The sequence below is a fragment of the Arthrobacter sp. Y3225116 genome, from assembly GCF_059091245.1.
This window is the reverse complement of sequence record NZ_JBNHGL010000095.1, coordinates 1-10417: the sequence shown is the minus strand read 5'-3', so window position 1 is coordinate 10417 and position 10417 is coordinate 1. Positions and strand designations below refer to the sequence as shown.

Here is a 10417-nt window from a genome sequence, read left to right as displayed (position 1 = left end):
GACGGCGTTCGGCAGCTGGATGCCGGCCGCCACGGTGGTGGCGCCGAGCACGCCGAGGGACGTGTGGCAGCGCACCGGCAGGAAGCTGCGGGTGTTGACCGTGCCCCCGTTCCGCGGCGCGGAGAGCAGCACCAGCTTCGGCACGGTCTTGCCGGACACGTCGCCCATGCCCATCAGCTTCGCCGCCTCCCGTCGGATGCCGGCCAGCCGGTCGGCCAGGGCGGTGTCGGCTTCCAGTTCGGCCGGATCCTCGTAGCCGGTGACCCCGAGATCGGCCGCGCGCAGCAGGACCGACGGCATGCCGTTGTCCACGCAGGTCACGTCGACGCCGTCCGCCACGTCCGCCTCCCGCCCGGTGGGCAGCAGCGCCCCGGTGGAGGATCCGGCCGTGTCGGCAAAGTCCAGGGTGACCGGGGCGGCCGTACCGGGCACGCCGTCGATGGCCGCGTCCCCGCGGTAGTCCACCCGGCCGCCGGGCGTCGGGAAGGTGGCCGTGGCCCTGCTGTCCGAATTCACCATCCGGATGCGCACCGCCGTCGTGGTTCCCTGCGCCGGAAGCAGGCCGCGTTCGACGGCGAAGGGTCCGACGCCGGCGAGGATATTGCCGCAGTTCTGGCTGTCCGTGACCGTCGCCTCGTCCACGGCGACCTGCAGGAACAGGTAGTCCACGTCGGTCTCGTCGCCGACCGACGGGGAGATGACCGCCACCTTGCTGGTCAGCGGGTGCGCCCCGCCGATGCCGTCGATCTGGCGGGCGTCCGGGCTGCCCATGATCCGCAGCAGCAGGTCGTCGCGGTCGGCGCTGTCCGCCGGCAGGTCCCGGGCCAGGAAGTAGGCGCCCTTGGAGGTGCCGCCGCGCATCAGCATGCAGCGGACGCCGTGGTCGTAGTCACCGCCGGCTCCGGAAGGTGCGGCCGCGCCCAGGGGCCGGGCATCGCCGTCGTGATCAGCCGTCATAGTCCTCGGCCGCCACGTACTGAACGCCGAGCTTCTCCAGCACCGGCCGCAAACCGTAGTAGTCCAGGCCCAGCGTCCCCTCCTGGAACCGGGACCGGGTCTTCTCCTCCTTGTCCAGGCGCGCCTGCGAAGCCTCGACCGCTGCCGGTGCCTCCAGCCGCGGCACGCAGACCACGCCGTCGTCGTCGGCCACGATCACGTCGCCCGGCCGGACGGTGACCCGGCCCAGGGTGATGGGAACGTTGACCGCCCCGGCGCTCGCCTTCACCGTGCCCTGGGCGTGGACGGCCGCGGACCAGGCGGGGAAGCCCATCGCCTGCAGTTCGGCCACGTCGCGCACCCCGGTGCTGGTGACCACGCCGCGGACGCCGCGGTACTGCAGGGCGGTGGCGAAGAGTTCGCCGAACAGGCCGTCGCTGCATTCGGACGTCGTGGTGACCACCAGGATGTCCCCGGGGCGGCACTGCTCGATGGCCGCGTGGACCATCAGGTTGTCGCCGGGCCAGCAAAGCACCGTGACGGCGGTGCCGGCCACCCGGACGCCGGACTGGATCGGCCGGAACTGCGGGCCGGCCAGGCCGGTGCGGCCCATCGCCTCGTGGACCGTGGCGACGCCGAAGCCTGCGAGCGCGTCGGCGTCGGCCAGCTCGGCGCGGGGCGGGTTGGTGACGATGACGTTTCTCATGCCAGCGTGCCGGTCACTTGGGGGTAGTAGCGCATGTACGCCTCGCCCTTGGTGTCCGTGGGGAAGCCGAGGTTGGGGCCGGCGTTGCGTTTGACCTGCACGCCGCGGCGCGTGGCCAGGTCCGTGTAGTAGTCCCACATGTGCTGCTGCGCCGGCAGGCATTCCATCGCCGTGCGCTTGGCCGGGAAGGCCGCCGTGATGTCGAGCAGCACGTTGGGCTTGAAGTCGCTTTGTTCCGGCTGGTGCGGTTCGAAGAAGAACACCGGCGGGGCGCCCAGCGGGTCGCCCGGGGCGTCGTAGCCAATGGCCTGCGCCAGCACCCGCGCGTCCAGCGCCATCCGTGCCGCGACCGGGTGGTCCCCGTTGTAGGGGTCGGCCAGCGGATGGGTCAGCACCACCGTGGGCTTGACCTCGCGGTAGATTCTGACCAACTCGTCCACCAGTTCCCGCGTGGGCACCAGCGGATAGTCGCCGGCGTCCAGGAACCGGACCTCGGCGCCGAGCGCCGCGGCGGCGTTCTCCGCCTCCTGCCGGCGGATCGCCTTGATCTCTTCCAGTTCCTTGCCCTCGCGCCAGGCCTTGGCGGACTCGCCGCGTTCGCCGTAGGACAGGCACACGACGACGGCGCGTTCCCCGCGCTGTGCCGCGGCGGCGATGGCGCCGCCGGCCCGCCAGACAAAATCGCCCGCGTGCGCGCTGACCACCAACAGGGCCGGCTCGGTCTCGCTCAAAGGTCCTCCCGGGGTCGTTGTCCTAGGGGAAGTCAACCACCGGGAACCAGAATCGTCAACAATTCTGGTTCCACTTCCCGCGGGCGCCGCCAGACCGGCAAAATAGGCCCCGCCGACCAGGAGCCTCCGGGGCGCGGGCCTGCTAAATTGTTGGCAACAAACTGCGAGCCCTCGGAAGGCAGGGCGCCATGACTACCTACCCGCAGAAGCCCCCGGCAGGAGCGCCGTCGGTAGAAGACCAGGGGCGGTTGATCGTTCAGGGCACCGACCGGCCGGGCATCGTCGCCAGCGTTTCCACCCTCCTGACCGAGGCCGGCGCCAATATCGTCTCGCTCGATCAGCACTCGACCAATCCGGAAGGCGGCCGGTTTTTCCAACGGACGGTTTTCCATCTGCCCCATCTGACGGCCCGGGTGGAGCAGTTGGCGCACAGCCTGGAGCAGCAGCTGTCCGGGGACCCGGACCTGTCGTGGCGGCTGGTGGAAGTCAGCCGGCAGAAGCGCGTGGCGATCTTCGTGTCCAAGTCCGACCACTGCGTGCTGGACTTGCTCTGGCGGCAGCGGCGGGGCGAGCTGCCGGTGAGCATCGCCATGGTCGTCTCCAACCATCCCGACCTCAGCTCCGATGTCCGCCAGTTCGGGATCCCCTACTTCCACGTGCCGGTGGACAAGGACGACAAGGCCGCGGCGGAGAGGCGCCACCTGGAGCTGCTGAAGGGCAACGTGGACCTGGTGGTCCTGGCCCGGTACATGCAAATCATCTCGCCCGGCTTCCTGGAGGAGGTGGGCGTCCCGGTGATCAACATCCACCACTCGTTCCTCCCCGCCTTTATCGGCGCGGCGCCGTACCGCAAGGCCAAGGAGCGCGGGGTCAAACTCATCGGGGCCACGGCCCACTACGTCACGGAAGACCTGGACGAGGGGCCGATCATTGACCAGGACGTCATCAGGGTCTCGCACGGCGACTCCGCCGAAGACCTCGCCCGGCTGGGCGCCGACGTGGAACGCAGCGTCCTGTCCCGCGCGGTGATGGCCCACTGCGAGGACCGGGTGCTGCGCGACGGCAACAGCACCATCGTGTTCTAGCAGGCTTACGGCGCCTCCGGGCCACGTTGCGGCCGCCGCCGCCGGCCCGTAGATCGTCGACGACGTGGCCGCTCGCCCGGCTCAGGAGCGGTAGGTCTTCCGCGCGAAGTCGGCGTACGGCACCGGGGCGACCGTCGCCCGGATCTCCACCTGGCGGTGCGGCTCGACCTGGGGCTTGCGGGTATTGGGCTCCTCGCCCCAGAGCACGGTGACTTCCGTGCCCGGTGCGCTGTGCCGTTTCTCCACGGTGGCCAGCGAGAGGAAGGCCTGCTCGTTGGCCGCATAGCCGCAGTCGAAGGACAGCCCGGCGGGTTCCCCGCCTGCCAGCACCTGGTCCACCTGGTAGAACGCGTAGCGGGCCTTGGGCATGTCGAAGTACTTGGCCGGCAGCCCGTCCTCGCCGAGCGACCTGAACACGCCGGCCACGTCGTCGCTGTTCCAGACCAGGGTGACCTTTTCGCGGACCGGGTCCTCCCGCATCCGCTCCAAGGCGCTCCGGCCCAGGAAGTCATGGTCGAAGGAGACCACGCGGCCGTAGTTCAAATCCCACGGCGTCAGGTAGTAATCCTCAATGTTTGGAGAGGCGAAGCTGCCGCCGAGCGACCCGGCGGCAGCGAGCGGCAGCCACTTCCGGTAGTCGGCGAGCCGGTCCCCGCTGAAGATGGCGGGCACCGGCGTCGGCACCCATCCGGAGCCGAGCGGGGAGGTGGAGTAGGCCTTTGCGCCCACTTGGCGCAGGTCAAGCTCTTCGCCCGCCTCGAGGATGGCCTGGCGGACGCGTTCGCCCTCCTCCCACGGGCCGAAAATCTCGAACCCGGCCTGGCCGGCGATGCCGTGCCGGATCGCCCGGACCCGGCAGCCGGCGATCGTGAAGCCGGTCATGTGGAAGAACTTCACGTCGGGGACCGGCCCGCCGGTGAGCTTCTCCACCAGCGGAAGCGCCTGTGGCCCCTGCAGCTCGTACCGGTAGATCTTCGGGTTGCCCTTCCGGACCAGGGAGTTGCCGTCGCGCTCGGCGGTGGCGTCGTAGCCGCCCTTCTCCAGATGGAACTGCACCCAGTCCACGACCATGTGGTGGCCCACCAGGTTGAAGCTGCCCTCGGCCAGGCAGGCCAGGACGGCGTCACCGATCAGGTGGCCGTCCTCGTTGACGGCGACGAACTGCTTCGCCGTGTCCGGCCGGAAGTTGGCGAACTTGTTCACGCCCAGGTCGCTGAGCAGCTTCAGGGCGTCGGGCCCGTCGAGGAACAGGTCGGTCATGTGGTGGGACTGGTCCAGCAGGGCGACGGACCGGTCCCAGGCGCGTTGCTCCGACCGCCAGTTGGTGAACTCCGGCTGGATCGGAAAGACGATGGGCGGCGCGGGCAGGTTCCGCAGCAGCTCCACCGGGTTGCCGGTGCGCTGGATGGCCGCTTCGAGGTTTTCGGCAGGCATGTTCTTCTCCGTTCGGTGATCTGGTTCCGCGGCCGGACGGTCGGCCGCGGCTTGGCGGCCCGGGCGGCGGCCGTTTCGTTTAGCCGGGGGTCTCGGGAAACACCGGGATCACCAGGTGCGAGGCGGACTGCCCGCCGGTGTGGATGCGGTGCTCCCCGCGGTTGACGGAGTCCTCGTGCCGGGCGTAGAGGTCGGGCTTGGGATAGCGCATGACGTCGGACCCCTGCACCACCAGGACCAGGGTGTCCCCGGGCTCGAAGCGGGTGCCGGAGGGCAGGATCTCGATCTCCAGCCGGACCGGGCCGTCCTGGGGCAGCGGCAGGGCCCGCCGGTGGGCCAGCACCGGCAGGTAGTCGGTGGAGCGGTCCGGGTCGAGTTCGCGGTGGGAGGCGCGCTGCCAGCCCACGGCGACGGGGCCGTCGTCGAAAATGGCGTAGTAGGGGAACCCGACCACCGTGCCGTCCCGGTCCTTCTTGAACAGCGCCACGAAGACGTCCAGGTCCCCGGCGTCCGGCGCGGACAGGAAGAGCACGGCCTTGGCGTGGCCCACGAGCATGGTCTCCTCGCGGAAGGCGAGGCTGAATTCCGCCCGGTGCGGCCGCAGCCCGCTGCCGAGCGAGTCGTAGCCGGCGGCGGCTTCTGCGGCGGGCGGCTCGTCCACGAGCGAGCCGGCCGCGGCATCGAGGTAAAGGGTGCGGTACCGGGTCTGCGGAGCCGGCCAATCCGCGGCAGCGTAGGTGCTCCCCTCGTAGAAGCGGTCGCGCACCTCCAGCCGCACCCGCGGCCAGTCCGCCAGGCCGCCGTCCCGCCCGTGGAGGAAGCGGTCGAAGAAGGCCCGCTGCTGCTCCACCATGCCGGGGCGGTAGTACTCGGCCCACTTCTTCCGGCCGTGCACGTACAGCCATTTCTCCTCGGAGGCGATCCGGCGGAAGCCCTCCAGCGTCCCCCGCGTGTGCAGCCCCTGGTCCGACCAGCTGGCGACGACGAACGCCGGCACGGTGACCTTCTCCAGGTCGGCGCTCTTGGACTCCCAGAAGTCGTCGTAGAACGGATGCGCGGCGGTTTCGGCTTCCAGGTCTTCGATGGGGCCGGTGGCGTAGCCCCAGCGTTCCCAGATGTAGGGCCAGAACCACGTTTCCGGGATGCCGCCGTGCCGCGCCACTTCCCGGTAGGTGTCGGTCCAGCCTTCCCAGGGGTTGATCGCGGCCAGGTGCGGCGGGTTCAGCTCCGCCACGCGCCACTGGGACACGGTCAGGTAGGAGACGCCGGACAGTCCGACCTTGCCGTTGCTCCATGCCTGCCCGCCGGCCCACTCGATCAGGTCGTAGAAGTCCCTGGCTTCCTCCGGAGAGCAGTAGGTGGCCGCGCCCTCGGAGTACCAGGTGCCCGGAATGTCGGCCACGACGACGGCGTAGCCGTGCGGCACCCAGTAGGCGGGGTCCGGCGCCTCGAAGGTCGTCAGTTCGCTGGTGTATCCGGCCTGCACCCCGCTGGTGGGGCGGACGACGCCCAGCTGCTCGGTGATGTGCTTTCCGTAGGGCGACCAGCTGACCAGCGGGGCGGCGGGCTCCGCGCCGTCGGGCCGGTAGACATCCACGCGGATCACCGCGCCGGACGAGGCGGCCACGGCGACGTCCCGCTCGATGACCATGCCGGGCAGCTGTTCGGTCCGCGGCTGGGGCGGCCGGCCGCCGCGCTCTTCCGGAGCGTGACGGTGTCCCCTGAAGAGATACGGGATGGACCCAGACATCGTGTCCGCCTTTCCGCGGTGCAGCCGTGGCCGCCGCCGAACGCGTGCTGTTTCGCCTGCCCCGCGGCGGGCCATAACGTTCGCATCACGACCTTGACATGAGATAGATCACATCGTTAGCTTCAATGTCAACATTCTTGTTAGCACCACCGGCCAGCGGCGCCGGAATCGAGCAGTCTCCCGCCTCCAGGAAGCGTTGAATCCATGTGGCGAATGGCAGAGAGTGTGCGGCCATGACGGCCAGGCTGACCGTTGAGGATGTTTCTCTGCACTTTGGCGGCATCAAGGTGTTGGATTCCGTTTCCTTCGAGGTGGAGCCGTCGACGGTTTTCGGGCTCATCGGCCCCAATGGCGCCGGCAAGACCTCCCTGTTCAACTGCGTCAGCGGGCACTACAAGCCGTCGTCGGGATCCATCGGCATCGACGGCGCGGACGTCCTCTCCCGGGCACCGTCCGCCCTGGCGCGGATGGGACTGGCCCGCACGTTCCAGCATCCCGCGCTGCAGCTGGACCAAACGGTGCTGGACAACGTGCTCCTCGGCGGCCACTCGCGGCTGTCCGGCGGCGCGCTGTCCTGGGCGCTGCGGCTCCCGCACGCCGTCCGCGGCGAGCGCGCGCTCCGGCGGCAGGCCCATGACGTTCTGGCGCGGTTGGACCTGGACTGGGCCACCCGCCTGCCGGCGGGCGAGCTCGCCCACGGTTTCCGCAAGCGGGTGGAGTTGTGCCGGGCGCTGCTCAGCCAGCCCAAGCTGTTGCTGCTCGATGAGCCGGCCGCCGGGCTTTCCCATGCGGAAGTCGAGGACCTGATCGGCTGGATCAGGAACCTGCGCGCGGAATTCGAGCTGACCATCGTCGTCGTCGAACATCACATGGGCCTGATTGCCGCGGTGACGGACCGGCTGGCCGTGCTCAACCAGGGGCGGAAGCTGGCGGAGGGCACGGCGGCCGAGGTCCGGCAGGATCCGCGCGTGGTCGAGGCGTACCTCGGGCAGGGGGCGGCGTGACGGGCCTCCTCGAACTCTCCAACGTGCGCGCCTGGTACGGCCGGGCCGTGGCGCTGCACGGCATCAGCCTGAGCGTGGCCGACGGCGGTGCGACCGGCATCCTCGGGGCCAACGGTGCCGGCAAGACCACGACGTTGCGCACCATCAGCGGCCTGGTCAAGACCAGCGGGGACATCACCTTCGATGGCCGCAGGATCACCGGGATGCGGCCCGACCAGGTGGCCCGGCTGGGCATTGCCCATGTGCCGCAGGACCGCGGCACCCTGGCCAACCTCAGCGTGCAGGACAACCTGCTGGTCGGTGCTTACCGGCGCAAGGACCAGCGCGGCGTCGCCGCCGACCGCGACCACTACTTCGATCTCTTCCCGCAGCTCGCGGCGCGGAGCAAGACTCCCGCCGCCGCGCTGTCCGGCGGCGAGCAGCAGATGCTCGCGATCGGCCGCGCCTTCATGTCCGGGCCCAAACTGGTGCTGCTGGACGAGCCGTCCCTGGGGCTGGCGCCCGGCACGGCCAGCCAGGTCTACGAGGCGATCGCCAAGCTGCGCACCGAGACGGGGCTGTCGATGGTGGTGGTGGAACAGAATGCCGCCCTGGCGTTCTCCATCGTGGACGAGGCCACGGTGCTGGAAACCGGGCACACCGTGCTGTCCGGGCCGCGCGAAGAGCTCATGGGCTTGGACGCCATCCGCAAAGCGTACCTGGGAGGGTGAGCCGTGGATTCACTGTTCCTGCAGCTCATCATCGACGGCCTGGGCAACGGGGCCATCTACGCCGCCCTGGCGCTGGCCCTAGTGCTGGTGAACCGGGCCACCGGGCTGATCAATTTTGCGCAGGGGGCCATGGCGGTCTTCTCCACCTTCCTGGCCTGGACCCTGTGGCAGGCAGGCGTCCCGCCGGCGCTCGCCATTCCCCTGGCCATCCTGGTCTCCGCGCCACTGGGCGCCGGGGTGGAGCGTTTGATCATGCGGCGCTTCGAGCGCGGGCTGCCCGACACCGCCATCATCGTCACGGTGGCCCTGCTGGTGCTGTTCACCGGGCTGGCCGGCCTGTTCTGGGGCTACAACTCCCAGCAGTTCCCCTCCCTCTTCCCGCTGGGCACCTTCCAGGTCGCCGGGGCCTTCATCAGCTATCAGTCGCTGGGCAACATCGTGGTGCTGCTGCTGGTGGTGCTGGCCCTGCAGCTGCTGTTCAAGAAAACCAAGCTCGGCCTGGCCCTGCGGGCGGTGGCGGACAACCCGGAGTCCAGCGCGCTCTCGGGCATCCCGGTGGGCCGGCTGCTCATGGTGGGCTGGGCCCTGGCCGCGGTGCTGGGCGCCATCGCGGGCGTATTGATCGCCCCGAAGGTCTTCTTGTCCCCGCACATGCTGGACCAGGTGCTGGTCTACGCCCTGGCAGCCGCCATCCTCGGCGGCCTCAACAGCCCGCTGGGCGCGGTGGTCGCCGCCGGCCTGATCGGCGTGGTGGAAAACCTCGCCGGGGCCTACATCGGCTTCATCGGCGACGACCTCAAGATCGCCGTGCCGCTGATCGCCATGTTCATCGTGCTGCTGGTCAGGCCCCAGGGCCTCTTCGGGCAGAAGGAGGTGGTGCGGGTATGAGGCGCAAGGTGTTCGCCTCGCGCTGGTTCCGGATCGCCGCCGCCGTCGTCGTCGTGGTGCTGGCGGTCCTGGCGCCGCTGCAGCTGATTCCCTACGTGAACTACCAGCTGACCGTGGTGGCCGCCTTCGCCGTCGCGATCCTGGGGCTCAACCTCGTGACCGGTTACGCGGGGCAGATCTCGCTGGGCCAGAGCGCGTTCGTGGGGCTGGGCGCCTACGTCACCGCGTACGGCGTCACCGAGGGCTGGCCGGTGCTGCTGACCTTCGTGCTCGCCGCCCTGATCCCCGCCGTCGTCGGTTTCCTGGTCGCCCTGCCCGCGGTCCGGCTGCGCGGTGTTTCGCTGGCCATGGTCACCATCTCGCTGCCGATCATCGCGGACCGGCTGGCCAAGCGGCTGGACGATTTCACCGGCGGCTCCGTCGGCATCACGGTGCAGTGGATGAATGCCCCGGACTGGAGCGGCCTGGCCGACGACCAGTGGCGGTACTACGTGGTGCTCGGCATCGCCGCCGTGCTCTTCGTGCTGGCGGCCAACCTGACCCGTGGCCGGATCGGACGGGCCTTCGCCATCGTGCGCGAGAACGAGGCCGTGGCCACCGCGATGGGCGTCTCCAACTACCGGTACAAGGTCCTCGCGTTCACCGTCGCGTCCCTGTACGGCGGGCTCGCGGGCTTCCTCTACCTGGCCGCCGTGCAGTACATGTCCCCGGCCACCCTCAGCTTCGTCGTCTCCATCAACATGCTGGCGGCGATGATCATCGGCGGGTCGGCCAGCATCGTCGGCTCCCTGCTCGGCGGAGTCTTCTTCGTTTTCATTCCGGTCTTGGCCGGGCAAATCGACGCCTCGCACACGCCGATCATCTACGGCGCCGCCCTGCTGGTCATCCTGTTCCTGGCCCCCGGCGGGCTGGTGACCCTGCCGGCGCTGCTGCGGCGGATGCGCCGCAGACGCGCGGAGCCCGAGGCCGCCGTCAAGGCTCCCGATACCGGCCCGGAAGTCCAGACCCCGACCACCACCGCGATGTGAGCCGGCAGGGTGCCGGCCCACCGATCCAGCACAAGGCCCACAAGGCTAAGGAGAGAACAATGCGAACACGGCATATCGGACGCGGCGCCACGGGTGCCGTGGCCGCCGCGGCAGCCCTAACGCTCGCGCTCAGCGGTTGCGGCCG

At 69.9% G+C, this 10417-nt stretch carries 10 protein-coding genes; 5 read left to right on the top strand and 5 right to left on the bottom strand.

Annotated features, from left to right (window positions below):
- The 3 genes from AC5RV2_RS10365 to AC5RV2_RS10355 all read right to left on the bottom strand — a co-directional run.
- Window positions 1–957: 4-oxalomesaconate tautomerase (locus tag AC5RV2_RS10365; RefSeq protein WP_494092257.1), on the bottom strand; the 957-nt coding region annotated here is incomplete at its 3' end.
- Window positions 947–1642: a 4-carboxy-4-hydroxy-2-oxoadipate aldolase/oxaloacetate decarboxylase gene (locus tag AC5RV2_RS10360; protein WP_494092256.1), complete on the bottom strand. Its 696-nt coding sequence runs from the start codon at window positions 1640–1642 to the stop codon at window positions 947–949. The genes AC5RV2_RS10360 and AC5RV2_RS10365, both read right to left, overlap by 11 nt.
- Window positions 1639–2373, bottom strand: a complete 735-nt coding sequence (locus AC5RV2_RS10355) for a PIG-L deacetylase family protein (protein ID WP_494092255.1) — start codon at window positions 2371–2373, stop codon at window positions 1639–1641. Before AC5RV2_RS10355 ends, AC5RV2_RS10360 begins: the two co-directional genes overlap by 4 nt.
- Before the next feature lie 188 nt (window positions 2374–2561).
- Between AC5RV2_RS10355 and purU the strand changes: the two genes are divergently transcribed.
- A complete protein-coding gene (gene purU, locus AC5RV2_RS10350; RefSeq protein WP_494002189.1) occupies window positions 2562–3458 on the top strand; it encodes a formyltetrahydrofolate deformylase in 897 nt (298 codons plus the stop codon).
- An 81-nt stretch (window positions 3459–3539) separates the two neighbouring features.
- Here purU and AC5RV2_RS10345 read toward each other — a convergent pair whose 3' ends face one another.
- Together AC5RV2_RS10345 and AC5RV2_RS10340 are read right to left on the bottom strand one after the other, a co-directional pair.
- A complete protein-coding gene (locus tag AC5RV2_RS10345) occupies window positions 3540–4892 on the bottom strand; it encodes an aminomethyl transferase family protein (protein ID WP_494092254.1) in 1353 nt (450 codons plus the stop codon).
- A 79-nt stretch (window positions 4893–4971) separates the two neighbouring features.
- Window positions 4972–6642, bottom strand: a complete 1671-nt coding sequence (locus AC5RV2_RS10340; RefSeq protein ID WP_494092253.1) for a CocE/NonD family hydrolase — start codon at window positions 6640–6642, stop codon at window positions 4972–4974.
- Between the two features lie 233 nt (window positions 6643–6875).
- Here AC5RV2_RS10340 and AC5RV2_RS10335 point away from each other — a divergent pair, with 233 nt between their 5' ends.
- The 4 genes from AC5RV2_RS10335 to AC5RV2_RS10320 are packed head-to-tail and all read left to right on the top strand — an operon-like array spanning window position 6876 to window position 10272.
- Window positions 6876–7646, top strand: a complete 771-nt coding sequence (locus tag AC5RV2_RS10335; RefSeq protein ID WP_494092252.1) for an ABC transporter ATP-binding protein — start codon at window positions 6876–6878, stop codon at window positions 7644–7646.
- On the top strand, window positions 7643–8356 hold the full coding sequence (locus AC5RV2_RS10330; RefSeq protein WP_494092251.1) for an ABC transporter ATP-binding protein: 714 nt from the start codon (window positions 7643–7645) through the stop codon (window positions 8354–8356). Before AC5RV2_RS10335 ends, AC5RV2_RS10330 begins: the two co-directional genes overlap by 4 nt.
- A 3-nt stretch (window positions 8357–8359) precedes the next feature.
- Entirely contained in the window at window positions 8360–9244 is an 885-nt protein-coding gene (locus AC5RV2_RS10325) for a branched-chain amino acid ABC transporter permease (protein ID WP_494092250.1), read from the top strand.
- Window positions 9241–10272, top strand: coding sequence for a branched-chain amino acid ABC transporter permease (locus tag AC5RV2_RS10320; RefSeq protein WP_494092249.1), 1032 nt, complete (start codon window positions 9241–9243; stop codon window positions 10270–10272). Before AC5RV2_RS10325 ends, AC5RV2_RS10320 begins: the two co-directional genes overlap by 4 nt.
- Window positions 10273–10417: the final 145 nt, after the last annotated feature.